Consider the following 18158-nt stretch of genomic DNA (forward strand, 5'->3'; position numbering starts at 1 on the left):
CTCGCAGGAGCGCGATGGCTACTTGGCTGGCGCGGTGCCAGGGGCTGGCGGTGTGCCGTGAAGGCAGGCTTACGCCAGCCGCTACACCAGGCGATCCGAGCTAATCCGACCAGATCCGACCTGGGATCCAGCCTGATCCAAGCTGATGGCCTCACATCGGAGTCGTTCATTTCGCGGATAAATTCATTTCATCCTGCCCGGCACGCTGTGTGCGCATCATGGGTTGCCAGCCGGGCCGGTGCGGGTAGTCTTTGATCCCCTCCCGCCTCCCGGGTGGCGCATCCCCCCTCGACATGTCTGATCTGGCCAATCCCTTTCAAGAAACCCTTCTCTCACGTCACCGCGCCGAACCCTGCACCGTGGTCATCTTCGGCGCCACAGGCGACCTGACGAACCGCAAGCTCATCCCGGCGTTCTACAATGTGGCCGCCTGCGGAGATCTGCCGCCGCAGTTCAAGGTCGTCGGCTTTGCCCGTCGCGATAAAACCGACGAGGTCTTCCGCAAGGAACTGGAGGAGGGGAACCGCAAGAACTCCCGCCAGGGCCATAATGAAGAGCTTTGGAACAGCTTCAGCCAGAGCATCCACTACCACCGCAGCGAGTTCGAGGACGAGGCTGGCTACAAGGAGCTGAAGGCCCTGCTGGAGAAGTTCGATGAGGAGCGTGGTGCTCCGGCGAACCGCCTTTTCTACCTGGCTTCCGCCCCGGAAGCCTTCAAGCCCATTCTGGAGATGCTGAAAGCCGCCGGCCTGAACGAGGGCGTGGGTGGCAAATGGGCCCGTGTGGTCTGTGAGAAGCCTTTTGGCAAGGATCTGGCGACCGCGAAGGCGCTGAACGAGACCGTGGCCGCCACCTTTGAGGAAAAGGACACCTACCGTATCGACCATTACCTGGGCAAGGAGACCGCGCAGAACATCATGGTGCTGCGCTTTGCCAATGCGCTCTTTGAGCCGAACTGGAACAGCCGCTACATCGACAACGTGCAGATCACCTGCGCGGAAAACCTGGGCATGGAAGGTGGGCGCGGCGGTTACTATGACACGGCAGGCGCTCTGCGTGACATGGTGCAGAACCACCTCTTCCAGCTTCTGAGCCTGGTGGCCATGGAGCCTCCGACCGATCTCAGCGCTGACTCTGTCCGCGATGAAAAGGTCAAAGTCATCCGCGCTCTGCGCCCGCTCGTGGGCCCGGAGGCCGTGGGTGCGAACGTCATCCGTGCGCAATACACGGCGGGCAGTGTCGATGGCGTGGCACGTGTGGGTTATCGCCAGGAAGACCGTGTGAATCCGGAGTCGAAGACCGAGGCCTACGTGGCGCTGCGTCTGTTCATCGACACCTGGCGCTGGCAGGGCGTGCCTTTCTACATCCGCGTGGGCAAGCAGCTCCCGAAGAAGGCCACCGAGATCAGCATTCATTTCAAGAAGCCCCCGCAGGTCCCTTTCGCCACGCAGAAGATGCTCGGCGGCAACAGCGAAAACACTCTCGTCATTCGCATTCAGCCGGATGAGGGCATCGCCCTGCGCATCCTGTGCAAGCAACCCGGCCAGGCGATGAACATGCAGCAGGTGAAGCTGGACTTCCGCTACTCTTCCAGCTTTGGCAAAGCCAGCCCCGAGGCCTATGAGCGCCTGCTGCTGGATGCCATGGCCGGTGACGCCACGCTCTTTGCCCGTCGTGACGAAGTGGAAAGCGCGTGGAAGTTCATCGACGAGCTTGAGCACGCCTGGCACAAGTCCGCGAACCCGCCGAAGATGTGCGAATACCCTGCTGGAAGCTGGGGTCCGAAAGAAGCAGACGACCTCCTCGCGCAGGACGGTCATTCATGGAGACTGCTGTAATTCTCCGCCAACCCTTTTTTACCACTGATATACACTAATAGGCACTGATACTGACCAAGCCCTCTGATGCTTGGTCATTAGTGCTCATCAGTGTCCATTAGTGGTCAAAAGAGCCTGCTTTGGCAAAGCGAGGCACGTCACACCACATCCGGAGCCTTGTGGATCCGTTTCAGGGAGGGCACGGCGATGGCGAGGGACAGGACCATGAGGAGGGAGCTCCAGAAGAAGGGGGCGCCGGGCATGAGCAGCGGAGCTTTGTCACTGACGAAGTAGCCGAAGAGCCGGGTGGTGGCCAGGGGGCCGGCCACACCTGCGACGCTGGAGAGACTGGTGAGCGCGCCTTGGAGCTCGCCCTGCTCATTCCGGGGCACGCTCTGGGTCATGAGGGACTGCACTGCGGGGGTCACGAGACCTGCCAGACTGCCAAAGAAGATGCAGATGTAGACCATCCAGCCCTGGGTGGCGAAGCCGTAGGCCGCGTAGAGGAAGATGGCCAGCGCCAGGCCATACTGCACCGTCTTCTTCTCACCGAGGGCGCCGACCACACGCTTGGTTAGGCCGCCCTGCACCAGACCAGCCATCACACCCACCGCGCCTAACGAAAGACCTGTCTGCAGCTCGGTCCAGTGGTAGCGGTAACCGGTGTAGAGGACCCAGATGCTGGGGTAGACCTGATGGGCCAGCACCGCGATGAAGTAGGTCACCACCAAGCCGAGGAGCGCGGGGAAGCGGCGCAGCGCCAGCAGGGCGCCCACGGGATTGCTGCGCTTCCAGCTGAAGGAGCGGCGGTGCTCCTGGTCCAGGGATTCCGGCAGCACAAACCAGCCGTAGGCCCAGTTTGCCAGCGTGAGGGCACCTGCGAAAAAGAAGGGCATCTTCACACCTCCGAACTTGGCCAGAAGTCCGCCCAGGATGGGCCCGATGATGAAACCGATACCGAAGGCCGCGCCGATGAGGCCGAAGTTCGCCGCGCGCTTCTCCGGCGGGCTGACATCTGCGATGTAGGCAGAGGCAGCGGCGTAGTTGGCCGCTGTGATGCCTGCCACGATGCGGGCGGCGACAAACCAGGCCAGATTTGGCGCAAAGGCGATCAGGAAGTAATCAATGGCCGAGCCAAACAGGGAAATCAGGATGACCGGGCGCCGGCCATACTTGTCAGACAGGCTGCCCAACAGCGGCGCACAGAGGAACTGCATCAGCGCGTAGAGGGCTGCCAGCAGGCCATACACATTGGATCCAGCTGTCACATCCCCGCCCTGGTAGTGCTGGACCAGCTTCGGCAGCACCGGGACCACCAGGCCGATGCCCAAAATGTCGAGCACGAGCGTGATGAAGATGAAAATGACGGCGGGGCGGCGGGCGGACATGGTCGGCGCTTTCTACCGGTGATCTGCCATCTCCGCAAATGACTGTGTTGCCATCACCTTCACCCGCGTCGAGACTGCTAATGAACCTTTCCCCGCCCCCATGGTCAAAAAACTGCTTCACACCCGCTATCGCGTGAACGACCTCGCCAAGACTGTCACTTTCTACACCGAAGTGCTCGGCCTGGAGGAGGTGCGCCGTCACAAGTCACCCCGCGGGTCTGAACTGGTTTTTTTGAAGACACCTAACAGCGAAGAACTCATCGAAATCTGCTCCTTTCCGGCCAGCGGGCCTGTGACCTTGGGGCCGGATGTGACGCATCTCGCCTTTGAGGTGGATGACCTGGAAAAATTTGCCCTCCATGCCGCGGCGCATGGTTATCCCCTCTCAGACGGCCCCACGGAAAGTTCCAGCGGCGTCTTCGCCTTCATTGACGCCCCGGAGGGGTATGAGATAGAACTGATTCAATATCGGAAATAGCGAGACTTCACCCGTCTCGCACGTTGAGACAAGCACACACACACCATGGACTTTGACTGGCTCGGCGTTTCCTTTGATCTCACCAAACTAACTCCCAAGGATATTGAGGAGTCGTTTGAGGATCCCTTCTCGCTGAAATTCCTTCCGGATGATAATTCGGAGGGTTCTGCCGCCCGCTATTACAACCTTGGCAAGTCCCTCGGCGGTCGCGCTGTCTTTGCGTGCTTCTGGACGGATGGCAAACGCTACCGTGTCATCTTCGCCCGCGACATGACAGGCACCGAGCATGACTTTTTTGAGAGAAAGAAGGCTGAAGACGCCTAACACGCACCCATCCCATCATGGAACCCCGTCGCAAAGGAGACACCACCCTCACCAGCCGCCCCTCCATCCTGGAGGGTGACCTGACACTTGTGCGTTCTTGGAAGGACGTTCACGGCTTTGAGAACGAGGAGGATGAAGGCCGCTTCTGGGCCACGCACCAGCTGGATGCCCGCCTGATGCAGATGTCCATCCACCGGAATGACGTCCGCGAATCCACCACCATCACCCTGCGCTTTGACCCGCGCATGCTGAGCCGCATCAAGCGCATCGCCCGCCGTCGTTATCTGAACTATCAGAGCATGATCAAGCAGTGGCTCAGTGAGCGCATGGAGCAGGAAATGAAGGAAGGATGAGATCCGGAAGTTCTTCGTTCCTTGTTCTTGGTTCTTCGTTGGTGAAAAAGGCGCCGCTTTGGTGGTTCGCCGTGGTCGTTTGGGCGGTGGTGCTGTGGAATCTCTCGGCGAATCCCATGCTGCCCAGCGGACCTTCGTTTCCCATGAAGGACAAGGTGCTGCACTGCACCTACTTCGGCATGGGCGCGGCCTGTTTTCTCCTGGCCTTGTTTGGCGGGGGAGCTGCACAGCCGAAAAAAAGCCACCTGTGGTTAGGTGGCTTTTTCTTCACCGGCATCATCGGTGCGCTGGATGAGTTTCATCAGACCTTCACCCCGGGCCGGAGCGGCAATGATCCATGGGACTGGCTCGCGGATGTGACGGGCGGGCTGATCGCAGCATGGATCGTTGGGCGCATTTTACAGAGGATCACGGAGGATCCAGGCAGCCGTCATTTCGCATGATGAACGGCTCGGCAGGGGAGTCCTGGGAGCGCCCCAGTGCTGAGCTGAACAGACGTGCCGTCTCATGCAGGGCGAACTGGAGTTCGATGAACAAGCGTTTCATACGGGTCAGGTCTGTTCGTGAGTGAAGTTTTAGGTTTTTGGGGTTCAGCACCAGGGGGCTTTAACGCTTTTCCAGGTCATCGTTACTTGATGAGGCGAAAATTCAGCGGGTAGCGCAGGATCCAGCCCTGCTGGGCCTTGAGGCAGGCGATGACCACCAGGATGAGGGTGGCAAAGCTGAGCAGCGAGGTGCCAATGCTGACGATGGTGGCCACGGCGGTGCCGAGCATGCCAGCGATGATGCCGAGGGGGAACATGATGAGCATGAGCGTGATGCACATGTTCAGGGCTTCCTTGCCGTGGGCATCGACGGCCGGGCTGGTGCTGCGCTTCCAGGGCCAGATGATGATCGGGAAGAGGTGGGCCAGGAGGACAAAGGTCATCTCCTGCTTGGCATCCATGGTGCCGCCGCCAAAGGCAGGAGCGGTTTCGATGCGGATCGGGAGGCGGTTCGAAGGATCAAGCTGGATGGTGGTGGATTCGGTGTTCATGACGTTGAGATGAATTGAGTTTGGGTTTCGGGGTTCGCGGGGCGGTTTCTGCTGACATGCCCATCATGAACCCGCTTCCGAAAACCGGGTATAGGACGTCCGTAGTAGGACCAAAGTCGGATCAGACCCCCTGTAACAATGCGCGATTTTTTCGTCGCATGTCAAAAGCCAAGATCCATCCTAATAGATTGGATGTTAGCGACTTATAAGTGCTGAATCAGCGGTTGGGAAGCCCTTTCTGATCCAGGGTTATCCACAAATTTCCGCGCAGCGCTGCCGTGCATAGTCACGGGCGGAGAAGCGCTCCACCCCTTCCGGTGTCGGCATGATCCAGGGATCATCCCCAAACATCACATACTGCTCCATCATCTCACCTGCGGTGATGCCCGGTTTCATGGCCTCCTCCAGGCAGATCTCCACAATGTATCTCGCCTTCTCGAGCGCTGCCTCATAGGTGTCAAAGCCACCGCTGTGGCGGCGCTCGCTCTCATCCATGTAGTGGAAATTGTCGTCCGTGAAGACGTGGAACTGGGTGGGAGCTTCCATGAGGTGAGCGAGTTGTTGTGGTCTCTGGACTAACCAATTTTATCCACGCGAAACGAATTGATCGAAGAGCAGCTTGATCACCATGGCAAAGACCACGCCGATGAAGATGATGCGGATGAACGGCGCGCCATGACGAATGGCCATGGAGGCGCCAAGCCTGCCACCGATGAGCTGGCCGGCGATCATCGCCGCCGCGATGGGGTAGTTGATCCGGCCATAGGCCACAAAGACGATGAGCGAGGCGATGTTGCTGGCGAGATTGACCACCTTCGTGAAAGCCGTCGCGCGTGTGAGCTCGAGCCCCAGCAGGGAGATGCAGGCCAGCGCCCAGAAAGTGCCTGTGCCGGGACCAAAGAAGCCATCATAGAAGCCGATCACGCCTCCGCATAAGAGAGCAAAAGATGTTAGGCTCAGCCTGGCCCTGGCGTGGGTCTTTCCCAGGCCCGGGCTCAGCAGCACATAGATGGCGATGCCCAGCAGCATCCAGGGCACGATCTTCTTCAGCACCTCATTGCTCACCTGGGTAACCGTCCATGTGCCCAGGCAGGCAAAGATGAAGGTCACCAGCACCGCCAACCGCACCTGAGGCCAGCTCACGAATCCGGCCCGTGCATACTTCCGCACCGCCATCAGCGTGCCCCAGGTGGCCTGCATCTTGTTGGTGCCCAGGGCCATCTGCGGCGGCAGCCCGGCCCAGAACAGTGCTGGCACGGAGATCAGCCCGCCGCCACCGGCGATGGCATCGATGAATCCAGCGCTGAGGCCGGCGAAGAAGAGCAGAAGGATGACATCCCAGGTCATGGTGAGGCGCGCCCTTCATACGCGCAGGCCCGCCTGGGCTCAATCACCTTCGTGGACCGGAATGCCTGACTTTTTCAGGGATTCCCTCAAAGCCTGCAGATCCCAGCGCGCCACACTGCCCAGGGCCGTGTGCACCAGCAGATGCCTCGCCTCCGCATCAAAGACGAGGTGGCATTCGCCTAACCAACCCACATGCGCAGGCAGTGTCAGACGCAGCACCTCCTTGAACTGCCGGGTCTCCAGCAGCCGCACATCATTGTCACCCAGCGTGGCCAGCCAGCGGCCGTCCGGGCTGGTCGTCATGCTTTGAAGCCGCAGCTTGGCCGGCAGCGCGCGTTCCTCCGTCCAGCCCTGCGTTCTGAAAAGGCGGTTGCCACCGGAGGTCTTCAGGATGATCCGGTCACGCCCCAGCAGCGTGGTCTGCATGACCGTGTCGTTTGCACACAGCGTGTGCATCAGTTTGCCTGCCGGTAGTGACCACACGCGCGCCCCGGGGGTCTGGTAGCTGCTCGTGATGAGCCAGCCCCCGTCCGTGCTGATGGCGGCCGCCAAAGTGCCGGGATGCTTGATGCGTAGCGTGGTATCTCCGGTGGTCGCTTTGACGATGAACTGGCCGATGCCGTTGTTGCTCATCATCATCCAGCGGCCATCCGCACTGGCCTCCCGCAGCAGACTTCCCGCGCCTGGCATCATCCTCTTTGGCTCGCTGAGGCTGATGTCACCGAAAGCATTTGTTTGCAGCTTCTGCACATGGAGCTCCTTCGCCCAGCCACAGGTCCAGAGCTGCTGGCCATCCGCTGAAAAGAGCCCGCTGAGCCACTGCCCGGCCTGCTTGGGCATTCGGTGGATCAAGCGTCCGTTCGTGAAGTCCCACAAACGTGCCGACTCCTCATCCATCACCACCGCGAGCCTGCCATCCGGGCTGAAGTCCGCACTGCCGAGATTCTCCGAATGCGGCTCCTCCTGCGGAGGTGCCAGCAGTTGCAGGCATGGAGAGTCCTCCACGGCAAACACCTCCGTCTCACCTTCCTCCGAAACACCGAAAAGACTCGCGCCATCCTCCGACCACCAGATTGCACGATGCTTCAAATGCCTTGTCTCACGGCGCACGATCTCCACACCGCGTGCCGCATGCCAGAGCCGCACATGGGCATCCGCAGCCGTGCTGGCGAGCTCCTGGCCGCGAGGTCGGAAGGCTACCTGGATCATGGGCGACTCATGGCCCGTGAGACGATGCTTCAGCGTCCCCTGGTCATCCCAGATATAGATGAAGCGGTTGTCACAACCGGTGGCAATCAGATCCCCGCTCCAGTCGAGGCTGTGGAGATGCAAAGGGTGCTCGCACACCGCCAGCACCTGCTGATCGGCGAGGGAGATGAGCTTCAGTGATTTACTCTTCGGCTCCGCGATGGCGATGCGCGTGCCGTGGTCGTCTAGCTTCATCAGCGAACCAGACTTTTGGTTCGGCAATCTCACTCTCTCTTTCTCAGAAGCTGCTTCACGCACCACGATGTCCCCGTTCTCAAACACGGCGATGAAGCGACCGTCCGCGCTTCGGCTGAGGTTCGGCACGGTGACCGTCTCCTGTCGCGGCATTCTGATCTCTGGCAGAGCCAGGCAGGCGATGGCCTCCGTGCGGATCTCTACCGAGGGCGCGATCTCCCAGGCCTCGCGCAGCTTCTCCAAAGCATCCGTGCGATTTCCCGCCACGCGTGTTTGGCGCAGTGCGCGAGCTTCAGATAGAAGCGACGAACGATGCTCCAACCTCGCCTGATGCTGCGCGAAGGCCAGTGAACCGCCAATGATGCTGGCGGTCAGCAGAGCGATAATGGTGAGCATCGCCGCCATGGCTGGATGCCTGCGCATCCAGCGCCAGCCTTTGCCGAGAGGTCCCAGTGGTCGTGCGAGGATGGGGTTGCCTTCGAGAAAGCGCGAAAGCTCGTCTGCGACGGCTGTTGCGGTGCTGTAGCGCCCTTCGGGCTGCTTGTGCAGACACTTCAGGCAGATCGTCTCCAGATCCGCAGGCACGCTCGGGTTCAGCTTTCGGGGTGACAGCGGATCATTCTCACGAAGCTGTACCAGGATGGCGTCCAGCGTTGGTCCTTGGAAAGGCGGCCTTCCGGTTAACAAATGATACAGCAAAGAACCGAGGCCATAGACATCCGTGCGCACCTCTGCGCTGCCGTTCAGCGCCTGCTCAGGAGCCGCATAGCCAGGTGATCCCAGGGCCTGCCCGGTGCGTGTCAGCCGCGCGCTCGAGGTGCCACCCGTGGCGATGTGAGCGATGCCGAAGTCCGTGATGCGCGGCGCCTTCTTCGCATCCAGCAAGATGTTCGAAGGCTTCAGGTCACGATGCAGCACCCCATGCTCGTGAGCATGCTGCAGCGCCTCCGCCACCTTCTTCACACATCTCGCGGCCTCATGCGCATCCATGGGATGTTCGCGCACGAGCTGCTCCAGGCTCTTGCCTGGAATGTAGTCCATGCTGAACCAAGGCACACCATCGTCCTCGCCCACATCAAAGATGCCCACGATGCCTGGATGTCGCAGGCGTGCCGCCGCTTGAGCCTCACGTTGAAAGCGCTCTCTCTCCTCATCTCCGGCAAACTGCGCTCGCAGCAGCACCTTCACCGCCACGATGCGGTCCAGCGCCCTTTGACGAGCGCGATACACCACGCCCATGCCACCACGGCCGATCTCCTCATACAGCTCGCAGCCGGAAAGCTGGGCCCACGGCATCTCATGATCATCAGACGGCGGTGGCTCATCCTCTGCTCCAAAGGTGGTCTTGAACAAGCATCTCGAGCAGTGCCCTCCAGCGAGCTGGGAGCCTGTGAGCGGCTCGCCGCAGGTCTCGCAGAGGTGGGGAGGTGCTGATGTCATCGTGGGCTTACTCCCAATTGAGGCGCAGATGTTACGCCGACTACTGCATTTTCATGAAATGAGTGTTCAGAGCGGGGCAGAAAGGGAAATGGCTCGCGGGCTCCAGAGATCGCATCAAGATGCGCTTTCCCCTCCCCATGAACCGCACTGACCGTCTTGTTGCCCTTGTCATGCTGCTGCAGTCGCGGCGCGTGATCACGGCGGCGGAGATGGCGGAGCATTTTGAGATCACCGAGCGCACGGTGTATCGTGATCTCGCGGCACTCGGCGAAGGTGGTGTGCCCATTGTCGGTGAACCCGGTGTCGGTTACAGCTTGATGCGCGGGTATCAGCTTCCGCCGGTCATGTTTTCCACCCAGGAAGCCTTCGCGCTGGTCACGGGCGGCATGCTCGCAGAACGCATGACAGATGCCTCCGTGCGCGAGCCGATCCGCACGGCGCTGGGAAAACTCGCCGCGGTGCTGCCAGCGGATCTTCAAGCTCGTGTGCATCATCTGCGGGATGCCATGCAGGTGCATGGGCGCACCGTCAGCGGCCCCGTGCCCCTCAGCCGCGTGCAGATGGCCATGGCCGAGCGCCGCGTCATGCAGCTCCGCTACACCGAGGCCGCGCGTGGTGAGACATCACGGCGTGAGGTGGAGCCGCTGGGTCTCGTTTACTACCTGGATCACTGGCATCTCATCGCCTGGTGCCGTCTGCGGGATGATGTGCGCGACTTCCGGGTTGATCGCATCGCCGAATGTGAGCTGCTCGCAGAGCCCACGCCACCGCGAGCAGATTTTGATCTTGCCGCTTATCTGGCGAAGTGTCACCACCCTGCGGATGCCATTACGGCGGAGCTGGTGTTTCATCCACGCCTCATGGAAACGGTGCGGCGAAATTGGGGACCTGCTTTGAGAGAAGAAAGCCATGAGGCGGGAGGCGTGCGGGTGCGCCTGAGTTGCAGTGAGGTGACCTATCTCGCACGCTGGTTGCTAGGCCTGGGAGACAAAGTTCGCGTGATCGCACCCGAGTCGCTGAGGCAGAGTGTGGTCCAGGCTGCGTGGGCCGCCATCGCGCATCACGCGGAGAAAAAAGCAGCCTGCTGAAACACCCCTGACATAGGGTTGTCAGTAGCCGGTGCCAGGATGGGTGCGTATCCCCGAAGATACTCAACCTACCCCATCCCATCATGAACTTCACCGAAGTCTCCTTCACCTGCTATCCCGCCACTGATCTCGCCGCCTCACGTGCCTTTTATGAGGGCATCCTGGGCCTCACACCGACCATGAACCATCCCACGGAGGACGGCGGCTGGATCGAGTATGAGCTCGGGCCTCATGCCTTCAGTATCGGCAAGATGGAAGGCTTCCTCCCCAGCGCGAACGGCCCCTCAGCAGCGCTGGAAGCCGTGGATTTCGATGCCATGATCGACACGCTGAAGAAGGCCGAGGTGAAGTTCCAGATGGAGCCTTTTGACACCCCCGTGTGCCGCATGGCCATGGTCTATGATCCTGCCGGGAACATCCTGATCATCCACAAGCGCAAGCCGGGGCATCATTGATCCTGCGCAAAGATTTTTGGTAATCAGCGGCGGCGGATGGGGTGGAAGCAGGAAAACCCCTGCTGCCATGTCCCCCCGCCGCTTTTCTTTTTGGGCCATCGCCCTGTCACTGTTCGTCCTCCCTGTGCTCGCACAGGCGCAAACCCATCTCTCCTGGCTGCAACGCTCCGGCGTGGGCAGCCCAGGCCCGCGCTATGCCAGCGCCATGGCCTATGATGAGATTCGCGAGGTCACGCTGCTCTATGGCGGAGATCTGAACACTGGCACCACACCGGGCAGCTATGTTCCCCCGCAGGATCCGTTGATGTACAACCAGCACGACCTCTGGAAGTATGACGGCGTGCAGTGGGCGCAGATGACGGTCACCGGCACGCTGCCGCTCACCAGCGTGGGTGCCACCATGGTGTTTCATCCAGGTCTCCAGCGAGTCATCCTGCTCGGTGGGAACAGCCTTGAGTCGGATCGGCATATCATGTGGTCCTTCATCTTTGACACGCCCAGCTCCGGACACTGGATCATCGAGGACACGAATGTGCCCATGAACTACGGAGCGATCGGCCTGGCCTATGATTACAGCCGGCAAGTCCTGGTGCTCGTGGGGGCTGGCGGATTTCGCAATGTTCAGGGCCGGGAGACCTGGGAATGGGACACGGCGGTGTGGACGCAGAAGGCGCTGATGCCGCCCGTGCAGTCTCCTTATTCCATCCACCAATGGCGGCCTTGTTTCGCGTATCATGCGGCTTCGGGAAAGCTGGTGCTCGCGCATGATCAGGCGGTGAACGGCAGCCCGGCGGGAGCAGTGACCACCACGCATACCTTCGATGGAACAACATGGACGCAGATGCCCACCGGCAGTCTCGCACCACCGCTGGGCACCATCTATTTCAATGCGAACCGCGAGATGGTCTACGACTCGCACCGCCGACGACTGGTGGCCGTGGACAGCACCTCCTCCTATGACTTTGATGGCGTGAACTGGCGCGTGGCAGGACCTAGCTTCAATTTCCCCAACGGCCCCGGCACGGCGAGCGGTCTGAGCGGGCGTCAGGGCACCTGTGTCGCCTTTGACAAAAAGCGCGGCGTGCTGGTGCGCTATGGCGGTGGCAATCAGACCACCCCCGGGCAGAACTACAACACCTTTGCCGAGACCTGGGAGCTGCAGCGCACCAACACTGCCATCCAGCTCATCAATCCAAACATCCACATCACCAATCCGCTGGTGCTCTGCACCGGCGAGAACTTGACCCTGCATCTGCTGGTCACCATCGGTAATGGGCCCAACAGCAGTGCGGGCATCGCCTATGAGTGGTTCAAGGATGGCGCTCCTGTCTCCGGTGCGCCTGGGCAGCCATGGCTGTATCTGAAGAATAATGTCACTCCTGCTGACACCGGAGTATATCAGGCGAGAGCCACGGACACCTGGGGAAATCGTGTGGAGTCAAATCCAGTGAATGTGTTCGTGCACAACATCCCCAGCATCACCCAGCATCCGCAAGATCGCCGGCTCATCCCTGGCGAATCCTTCGCGCTGCAAGGCGCCTACAACTCCACCCTGCCTGCAAACATCTTCTGGTCGAAGGATGGTGTGATCATCCCGGGAGCGAACAGCCTGACCTACTCAAAGTCCAACGTCACGCTCGCAGATGCGGGTGAGTACCGGCTCAATGTGCTGGTTTCCTGTGTGAATGTCATGAGCCATGCGGCCATCGTGAGTGTGGGACCGCGCATCGTCAGCCAGCCGACGTTTCCGGTAAACCCGAATGCAGGAACCACACCTGTCACGATGGTGGTCACAGGCGACGGGGCGGGAGCTGTGGCAGGCACCTACACAGCAGGGGCGGATCCCACGCTGCATCCAGACCGGCGTGCACCAGATGATGCCACCACACCTCTGCCCATGAGCTTCACCTGGCGCCATGAAGGTGTGCCGATCAGCAATGGCGCGAAGTACACGATCACCAACACTGCCCTCACGAGTTCATTGCAGATCAACCTGCCCGACTATGAGGATGAAGGTTACTACGACTGCGTGGTCACAGATGCCAGCGGCCCCGCTTATGCGAAGATCACGAACCGCCAGGAGCTGCTGCTGCATCCGCTGGCACCACCCTACCTAACTTTGCTTCAAAGTCGTGGGCCTGAGCCGCGCACGCGGTCTGGCATGGTCTACGACAGCCTCCGCAGGCGCACCGTGCTCTTTGGAGGTGAGGCTTTCGGGGTGAGCCCGCGCTCCACCTTCACCACGCCCATGCATTTTACCTCCAATGACACCTGGGAGTGGGACGGGCAGGTCTGGGTGAAGCGGAATCCGGTGAACCGTCCGCCGCCCATGTCACAGTTCGGCATTACCTATGACAGTGCGCGCGGGCGCACGATCATCTTCGGCGGTTACAAGGACACGCCGCCGAACTACCAGAATGGCTTTGAAGTCATCAACAATGACATTTGGGAGTGGGACGGCGCGAACTGGACGCAGATCATCCCACCGTCCTCACCGCCTGCGCGTCTGTCGCCTGTCATGTGCTATGACAGCATCCGAGGCGAGACCTTGATGATCGGTGGTTCCAACTTCAATCCCGAGCCTGCGGACTACTATGGCTCACGCAAGATGCTCTGGGCCTGGAATGGCGTGCAGTGGACGCAGCGCGGTCTTGCGCCGGGGGGAAGCAATGAACCCTACATCGGCGGTGATCACGCCATGGCCTTTGATCCTGGGCGCGGTGTGGCCGTGCTTTTCGGCCACTTCGGCACCAACAGTTATCCCGTGTGGGAGTGGAATGGCACGACCTGGGCCGGCGTGTTTCCACCGGTGGATCTCCGTGTGATGGACTCGCGTGTCTCCCGAAGCGCTTTCTATGATCCGGTCCGCCGCCGCATCGGCCTGCCCATTTTAAGCAACAACCTCTTCCCGGGGTACAACGGTGTCTGCACCGTGGTCTGGTGGGACGGCGTGCGGCTCATCAAGGGTGAGAATACCACCATCGATAGCATCAACAACACCACACCGGGCTACTCGGATGCCATGCCTTTTGGTCAGGACAAAGATCTCGGTGTCTTCGACTTTCATCGTCGCTGCTTTGTCTGGCATGACACGCCTGGGTTTGTGAACACCGGCCCCTCTTACACCCATGAGCTGCACTTTAGCGCCAAGGTGAAGCCCGTGCATCAGCCCGTGGAGGTTTTCTTTGCCAGCAGTGAAAACATCCAGATCCGCTCCATCCATGCCGGTCAGCGACCGCTGATACATCAATGGCATAAGGATGGTGTGTCCCTGCCGGAGAATGCGCACACCATGGGTGCGGCGACACCCACACTGACCATCAACTCGGCCACGGCTGCCGACTCAGGGAATTACCATGTGCGCGTGAGCAATGCCATGAACCAGGTGATCGGTCAAAACATCCGCCTCACCTTGATGAACAGCGGCGTGGGCACCGTCGTGCAGGGCGTGGGCTTGGTGCTCTCCTGGCCCGGCGCCACCGGCATCCTCGAAACAGCTCCCGCTCCAAATGGTCCCTGGACCGCCGTCCACGGCGCCACACCGCCGTATAGCGTGGCGATGGATGAAGCCTCACGCTTCTATCGGGTGCGGTATCCGTGAGGTGCCGAAGTCGCGAAGCGTCCCGGAGTGCGGTGGCAAGCGCTCAAGCGCGACACCGCTCTGAGCGCAGAGAACGGTTTCGTTGTTAGGTGGCGTGGGGTGCGCACGAGAGCGGTGTCGACGATGCAAGGGTGCCCTTGCATCTCTGCCACCGCACTCCAGGACGCTATCGCGACTTCATCATCTCTGCTCCTTACCCCATCATCACCTCAGCGAGAGCCTGCATCTCCTGATCCACCAGCTTGCTGTCACGCAGGCCCGCCGCCACTTCCTCACGCACCATGGCGCGGTAGTCGGCGCGGAGGCGATGCACGGCTACGGCGATGCTGCGGGCGTTGATACCGAGCGCGATGCCGGCGGTTTCGTAGTCGCCGGGCACAGGTTCACGTGAAAGAAAGGGACTGAGCTCGGCAAAGACCTTGGCCTTGCCGGTCAACTCGCATTCCTGGCGCAGGCGATGCAGCGCAGCATCCATCACTGCGAGCGCCCAGCGCTTTTCGAAATGCGTCTCGGGGGTGTCCTGAGTCGCGGGTTCCTGGCCGAACCAACTTTCTGCTTTCGCCAGGTCAAAGGGCACGGGCATGTCACCACCGCCGCGCTTCTGCGCGACCTCATGGCGATGCTGCTTGATGAGGAAGTTCTTCAGGATGGTGATGAGCAGGGTGCTGAAGCGCGCGTCACGCCGCTCCACCTGCGCCAGCCAGTCCTGCTCGATGAGCTTGGCAAAGAAGCCTTGGGTGAGATCGCTCGCATCTTCTGCGGTTTCGCCACGGCGACGGATGAAGGCGTACACCGGATACCAATACGAACGGCATAGATGTTCCCAGGCTGCATCACGCTTCGTCACATCGCCTCCACCACCCACCAGCGTCCAGCGCGTCGTTTGGAAACGCGCGGAAGGTGTGTCGTTCAGATGAGAGGACGTGGGCGGAGGCATGCGGACGCGACGGATGCATAGCACTCGTCACGCCGCACGTCATGGTGATTCGCCTTAGGCCGCCGGGGCTTCGATCTCCAGTCTCGGGAAGAGCGGGATCGGTGTGGCGAGCTGATGACCATCGGCCAGCAGACCCCAGGCGAGATGCTTGAACTCGAAACCGTCCGGCAGAGCCCAGCCGATCTGCTCGCGGGCTTTCGCCATCGCGGTGGGCATGATCGGGTCCAGCAAGACAGACACATGCGTGAGTGCTTCAGCGAGATGATAGAGCACGCTGTCGAGACGAGCAGCCTGCGCAGGATCTTTGGCCAGGGAGAAAGGCTTCGTGCTGTCCACAAAGGCATTCGCATGACTGACGATCTTCCACGCGGCAGCGATGCCATCGTGAATGCCCCAGGTGTTCATGGACTCGAGATAGGCAGGCACAGCCTCCACCACGGTCTGGCGTAGAGCCTTGTTCTCATCGTCATCATAGGTTCCGGGCGTGAGCTTGCCTTCACGATACTTGTGCGCCATGTTCAGGCTGCGGTTCAGCAGGTTGCCGAGACCACCGCCGAGCTCCTTGTTGTAGCTCATCATGATGCGCTCTTCGCTGAAGTCGCTGTCCTGACCCGTGGCGATGTCGCGCATCAAATAATAGCGCAGACCATCGGGTGTGAAGGTGTCCGCGAGCGTGTCCGGATTGATCACGTTGCCCGTGCTCTTGCTCATCTTGGAGCCCTTCACATTCCACCAGCCGTGCACCACGAGCTTCGGAATCTGATCATCCGGGAAGCCCAGGGCATGAAGCATTATCGGCCAGTAAACCGCATGGGCTGGGACCAGGATGTCCTTGCCGATGATCTCGGCATCCGCAGGCCAGATTTTTTCAAAGTTGGGTAGGCCGGTGTTGCCCACTTCATCAGCGAGGTAGCCGGCGAAGCTGATGTAGTTCGTCAGCGCATCAAACCACACGTAGTTTACAAAGCGCTCGTCAAACGGCAGCGGGATGCCCCAGCTCAAACGCTCGACTGGACGTGAGATACAAAGGTCCTGCGCCTCTCCTTCGAGAGCATTGAGCACATCCTTGGCGCGATTGGCCGGGAAGATGAAATCAGGATGGGTCTGGATGTAGCCCTTCAGCCATTCCACATGCTCGCTGAGCTTGAAGTACCAGTTCTCTTCCTGGATCTCCACCACTTCGCCCCACTCCTCGCCGAAGTTGCCATCCGGGCCGCGTTCCTTGTCCGTCAGGAACTGCTCCTGGCGCACGCTGTAGAAGCCTGCGTAGCTCTTCTTGTAGAGCTGGCCGGCGTCATGCAGCTTCTGAAGCATGGCCTGCACGACCCTCTTGTGTTTCACGTCCGTGGTGGCGGCCCAGCCGTCAAAGCGGACGTTCAGCTTGTCCCAAAGCGCGGTGAAGTGCTGGGTAATGCCATCCACAAAAGCCTGCGGGTCCAGACCCACCTTGTCAGCGCTCTTCTGCACCTTCTGGCCATGCTGGTCCACACCCGTGAGGAAGTACACTTCGCGTCCGTTCTGCCGCTGAAAGCGCGCCATGACATCGGCGAGCACTTTTTCATACGCATGGCCGATATGCGGCGGCGCGTTCGTGTAGTCGATGGCGGTGGTGATGTAGTAGGGCTTCACAGGCAGGGATAGTTGAAACGGATTGAAATGGATATGTGGAGTATTGGCAGCAAATCAAGCTGGCCTGCAAGGGGGCACTTCAGCCGGGTTGAATGAAAATCAGAGATCGCCACCGGCATTCACGTATGATCTACCTCTGACCATGAAAGTCCTTCTCGCCGCCCTTTTCATCCCCGCTGCCCTCATCGCCCAGGAGGCCGCGAAGCCAGACCCGGATGCCTTGTTCCAGCAGGGTGTGCAGGCCTTCTATGATGCGAAGCCGAAGGAGTCCGTGGAGGCCTTTGACAAACTCATTGCCCTCGAGCCCCGGCTGAAGCCGCAGCTCTGGCAGCGTGGTCTCTCACTGTACCTGGCGGGAGATTACCAAGGCGGGCGCGAGCAGTTCGAGGTGCATCAGACCGTGAACTCGAATGATGTGGAGAATGCCGCCTGGCATTTCATTTGTGTGGCCCGTGCGGAGAATCTGGAAGCAGCGAAGAAAGTGCTTATTCCCATCTCCGGCGACACCCGCGTGCCGATGAAGGAGGTGCATGATCTCTTTGCGGGCAAGGGCACCGTGGAGGATGTGCTCAAAGCTGCCGAGACGGGCGAGGGCGAGGCCTTGCGCAATCATCGCTGCTACGCGCATCTGTATCTGGGCCTGTATTTTGAAGCACTCGGTGATGAGGCGAAGGCCAAGGACCACATGCTGAAGGCGGCGAAGGATTACAGCATGGACCACTACATGGGGAAATCCGCGCAGGTGCACGTCAAAGTCCGTAAGTGGTGAAAAATTCGTCAGATTTGAGGATCAGTCTCATCTGTTGGTTGCGAAAATCTGTA

17 protein-coding genes are annotated in these 18158 nt (G+C 60.4%); 9 read left to right on the forward strand and 8 right to left on the reverse strand.

Annotated elements, in window-relative coordinates; all coding sequences use genetic code 11:
* Positions 1 to 293: 293 nt before the first annotated feature.
* Entirely contained in the window at positions 294 to 1838 is a 1545-nt protein-coding gene (gene zwf / locus BGE01nite_RS03370; protein WP_146848852.1) for a glucose-6-phosphate dehydrogenase, read from the forward strand.
* A gap of 137 nt (positions 1839 to 1975) precedes the next feature.
* On the opposite strand, the gene BGE01nite_RS03375 is transcribed toward zwf, so the two are convergent.
* A complete protein-coding gene (locus BGE01nite_RS03375) occupies positions 1976 to 3205 on the reverse strand; it encodes a TCR/Tet family MFS transporter (protein ID WP_146848853.1) in 1230 nt (409 codons plus the stop codon).
* 100 nt (positions 3206 to 3305) lie between these two features.
* Between BGE01nite_RS03375 and BGE01nite_RS03380 the strand changes: the two genes are divergently transcribed.
* The 4 genes from BGE01nite_RS03380 to BGE01nite_RS03395 are packed head-to-tail and all read left to right on the forward strand — an operon-like array spanning position 3306 to position 4803.
* Positions 3306 to 3683, forward strand: coding sequence for a VOC family protein (locus tag BGE01nite_RS03380; protein ID WP_146848854.1), 378 nt, complete (start codon positions 3306 to 3308; stop codon positions 3681 to 3683).
* A 45-nt stretch (positions 3684 to 3728) separates the two neighbouring features.
* Positions 3729 to 4007, forward strand: coding sequence for a BrnT family toxin (locus tag BGE01nite_RS03385; RefSeq protein ID WP_146848855.1), 279 nt, complete (start codon positions 3729 to 3731; stop codon positions 4005 to 4007).
* 17 nt (positions 4008 to 4024) lie between these two features.
* Positions 4025 to 4360 (forward strand): CopG family antitoxin, encoded by a 336-nt coding sequence (locus BGE01nite_RS03390; protein WP_146848856.1) that lies wholly within the window; start codon positions 4025 to 4027, stop codon positions 4358 to 4360.
* A gap of 41 nt (positions 4361 to 4401) precedes the next feature.
* Positions 4402 to 4803, forward strand: coding sequence for a VanZ family protein (locus BGE01nite_RS03395; protein ID WP_170266559.1), 402 nt, complete (start codon positions 4402 to 4404; stop codon positions 4801 to 4803).
* Here the strand turns inward: BGE01nite_RS03395 and BGE01nite_RS28865 are convergent.
* The 5 genes from BGE01nite_RS28865 to BGE01nite_RS03415 all read right to left on the reverse strand — a co-directional run bounded on the left by BGE01nite_RS28865 (position 4769) and on the right by BGE01nite_RS03415 (position 9626).
* On the reverse strand, positions 4769 to 4906 hold the full coding sequence (locus BGE01nite_RS28865) for a hypothetical protein (RefSeq protein WP_170266560.1): 138 nt from the start codon (positions 4904 to 4906) through the stop codon (positions 4769 to 4771). The two genes, BGE01nite_RS03395 and BGE01nite_RS28865, sit on opposite strands and share 35 nt — an antisense overlap.
* Before the next feature lie 82 nt (positions 4907 to 4988).
* Positions 4989 to 5396, reverse strand: a complete 408-nt coding sequence (locus BGE01nite_RS03400; RefSeq protein WP_146848858.1) for a DUF4870 domain-containing protein — start codon at positions 5394 to 5396, stop codon at positions 4989 to 4991.
* A gap of 249 nt (positions 5397 to 5645) precedes the next feature.
* A complete protein-coding gene (locus BGE01nite_RS03405) occupies positions 5646 to 5942 on the reverse strand; it encodes a hypothetical protein (protein WP_146848859.1) in 297 nt (98 codons plus the stop codon).
* A gap of 39 nt (positions 5943 to 5981) precedes the next feature.
* Positions 5982 to 6743 carry a TSUP family transporter gene (locus tag BGE01nite_RS03410; RefSeq protein WP_146848860.1) on the reverse strand — a complete coding sequence of 254 codons (762 nt, stop codon included), beginning with the start codon at positions 6741 to 6743 and terminating at the stop codon, positions 5982 to 5984.
* Between the two features lie 39 nt (positions 6744 to 6782).
* Positions 6783 to 9626, reverse strand: coding sequence for a WD40 repeat domain-containing serine/threonine protein kinase (locus BGE01nite_RS03415; protein WP_146848861.1), 2844 nt, complete (start codon positions 9624 to 9626; stop codon positions 6783 to 6785).
* A gap of 137 nt (positions 9627 to 9763) precedes the next feature.
* Between BGE01nite_RS03415 and BGE01nite_RS03420 the strand changes: the two genes are divergently transcribed.
* The 3 genes from BGE01nite_RS03420 to BGE01nite_RS03430 all read left to right on the forward strand — a co-directional run bounded on the left by BGE01nite_RS03420 (position 9764) and on the right by BGE01nite_RS03430 (position 14770).
* On the forward strand, positions 9764 to 10714 hold the full coding sequence (locus BGE01nite_RS03420; RefSeq protein WP_170266561.1) for a helix-turn-helix transcriptional regulator: 951 nt from the start codon (positions 9764 to 9766) through the stop codon (positions 10712 to 10714).
* 83 nt (positions 10715 to 10797) lie between these two features.
* On the forward strand, positions 10798 to 11169 hold the full coding sequence (locus BGE01nite_RS03425; protein ID WP_146848863.1) for a VOC family protein: 372 nt from the start codon (positions 10798 to 10800) through the stop codon (positions 11167 to 11169).
* A 67-nt stretch (positions 11170 to 11236) separates the two neighbouring features.
* Positions 11237 to 14770 carry an immunoglobulin domain-containing protein gene (locus BGE01nite_RS03430; protein ID WP_146848864.1) on the forward strand — a complete coding sequence of 1178 codons (3534 nt, stop codon included), beginning with the start codon at positions 11237 to 11239 and terminating at the stop codon, positions 14768 to 14770.
* Positions 14771 to 14963: 193 nt separating this feature from the next.
* On the opposite strand, the gene BGE01nite_RS03435 is transcribed toward BGE01nite_RS03430, so the two are convergent.
* Positions 14964 to 15707: an RNA polymerase sigma factor gene (locus BGE01nite_RS03435; protein WP_146848865.1), complete on the reverse strand. Its 744-nt coding sequence runs from the start codon at positions 15705 to 15707 to the stop codon at positions 14964 to 14966.
* Between the two features lie 54 nt (positions 15708 to 15761).
* Complete coding sequence (gene metG / locus BGE01nite_RS03440; protein ID WP_246145659.1) at positions 15762 to 17336, reverse strand: methionine--tRNA ligase; 1575 nt, start codon at positions 17334 to 17336, stop codon at positions 15762 to 15764.
* A gap of 142 nt (positions 17337 to 17478) precedes the next feature.
* On the opposite strand from metG, the gene BGE01nite_RS03445 reads away from it, so the two are divergent.
* Positions 17479 to 18105, forward strand: a complete 627-nt coding sequence (locus BGE01nite_RS03445; protein WP_146848867.1) for a tetratricopeptide repeat protein — start codon at positions 17479 to 17481, stop codon at positions 18103 to 18105.
* Positions 18106 to 18158 lie beyond the last annotated feature (53 nt).

It is taken from the genome of Prosthecobacter gellanilyticus (assembly GCF_007992435.1).
GTDB classification, from domain to species: domain Bacteria; phylum Verrucomicrobiota; class Verrucomicrobiia; order Verrucomicrobiales; family Verrucomicrobiaceae; genus Prosthecobacter; species Prosthecobacter gellanilyticus.

Coding starts and splice junctions, on each gene's coding strand:
- zwf (WP_146848852.1), top strand. CDS start 294: ATGTCTGATCTGGCCAATCCCTTTCAAGAAACCCTTCTCTCACGTCAC.
- BGE01nite_RS03375 (WP_146848853.1), bottom strand. CDS start 3,205: ATGTCCGCCCGCCGCCCCGCCGTCATTTTCATCTTCATCACGCTCGTG.
- BGE01nite_RS03380 (WP_146848854.1), top strand. CDS start 3,306: ATGGTCAAAAAACTGCTTCACACCCGCTATCGCGTGAACGACCTCGCC.
- BGE01nite_RS03385 (WP_146848855.1), top strand. CDS start 3,729: ATGGACTTTGACTGGCTCGGCGTTTCCTTTGATCTCACCAAACTAACT.
- BGE01nite_RS03390 (WP_146848856.1), top strand. CDS start 4,025: ATGGAACCCCGTCGCAAAGGAGACACCACCCTCACCAGCCGCCCCTCC.
- BGE01nite_RS28865 (WP_170266560.1), bottom strand. CDS start 4,906: ATGAAACGCTTGTTCATCGAACTCCAGTTCGCCCTGCATGAGACGGCA.
- BGE01nite_RS03400 (WP_146848858.1), bottom strand. CDS start 5,396: ATGAACACCGAATCCACCACCATCCAGCTTGATCCTTCGAACCGCCTC.
- BGE01nite_RS03405 (WP_146848859.1), bottom strand. CDS start 5,942: ATGGAAGCTCCCACCCAGTTCCACGTCTTCACGGACGACAATTTCCAC.
- BGE01nite_RS03410 (WP_146848860.1), bottom strand. CDS start 6,743: ATGACCTGGGATGTCATCCTTCTGCTCTTCTTCGCCGGCCTCAGCGCT.
- BGE01nite_RS03415 (WP_146848861.1), bottom strand. CDS start 9,626: ATGACATCAGCACCTCCCCACCTCTGCGAGACCTGCGGCGAGCCGCTC.
- BGE01nite_RS03420 (WP_170266561.1), top strand. CDS start 9,764: ATGAACCGCACTGACCGTCTTGTTGCCCTTGTCATGCTGCTGCAGTCG.
- BGE01nite_RS03425 (WP_146848863.1), top strand. CDS start 10,798: ATGAACTTCACCGAAGTCTCCTTCACCTGCTATCCCGCCACTGATCTC.
- BGE01nite_RS03430 (WP_146848864.1), top strand. CDS start 11,237: ATGTCCCCCCGCCGCTTTTCTTTTTGGGCCATCGCCCTGTCACTGTTC.
- BGE01nite_RS03435 (WP_146848865.1), bottom strand. CDS start 15,707: ATGCCTCCGCCCACGTCCTCTCATCTGAACGACACACCTTCCGCGCGT.
- BGE01nite_RS03445 (WP_146848867.1), top strand. CDS start 17,479: ATGAAAGTCCTTCTCGCCGCCCTTTTCATCCCCGCTGCCCTCATCGCC.